Genomic DNA, 949 nt, shown 5'->3' on the forward strand with positions numbered 1-949 from the left:
CCCCGCAAGGCGCAAACTTGCTGGCCGCAATCAGGGCGACATTTACGATCAGTTGCTTAAGGTTCAATCGCAATTGTCGCGTGGCCCCGACGGGATCGACAAACCGCTAAGCTGTACGGCCTCGCAACTGGCGAAAGTGGCGCAACTGCACCCGGATGATCCACGAGCGATGGAGCAGGTTCTGGGTGACCGTCGTCACGAAAGGTTTGGCGCGGCGTTTCTGGACGTGCTGCAACAGGCGGGCTAGATACGCCTGAGCAGGCGAGAAACGAGGGCGGATATGCTGGTAGTGATTTCCCCGGCCAAGCGGCTGGATTGGGCTGAACGAAACGTCGAAGTGACACAACCCGATTTTCAGGATGACGCGATCCGCTTGTCGAAGACAGCACGCAATCTGACATTGGGCGATCTGAAAAAACTGATGGATCTGAGCGATGATCTGGCACGCTTGAACCGCGACCGATATCGTATGTTCTCGGACGCGCCAGATACGGAGATGACGCGCCCTGCCGCACTGGCGTTTGCGGGCGATACCTATCAAGGGCTTGAAGCCGCATCGCTGGATGCCGACGAAATGGCCTGGGCACAGGATCACCTGCGCATTCTGTCCGGGCTTTATGGCGTATTGCGCCCGCTGGATGCCATACAGGCCTACCGGCTTGAGATGGGTAGTAAACTGAAAACCAGACGCGGAAAAAACCTGTACGAATATTGGCGCGATCATCTAAGCAAGGTGCTTAACGCGCAGGCTGCCGAAACTGACAGCAAGGTTCTGGTGAACTGCGCCAGTCAGGAATACTTCGGCGCGGTCGACCTGAAGGCACTGAAGCTACCCGTTGTGACCCCGGTCTTCATGGAGGACAAGGGCGGCACCCCCAAGATCGTCAGCTTCTTCGCCAAGAAAGCGCGCGGTGCGATGGCACGCTACATCATCCAGCACCGCCTGACC

1 protein-coding gene and 1 pseudogene are annotated in these 949 nt (G+C 57.9%); both read left to right on the forward strand.

Going from position 1 to position 949, the window contains the following annotated elements:
- Positions 1 to 247: pseudogene (locus tag ACR0EL_RS21855) on the forward strand (ATP-dependent DNA helicase RecQ); the annotation flags it as partial.
- A 33-nt stretch (positions 248 to 280) separates the two neighbouring features.
- Positions 281 to 949, forward strand: a 669-nt coding sequence (yaaA, locus tag ACR0EL_RS21860) for a peroxide stress protein YaaA (RefSeq protein WP_480502270.1), incomplete at its 3' end; no start/stop codon positions are given.

It is taken from the genome of Ruegeria sp. AH12, from assembly GCF_056541465.1.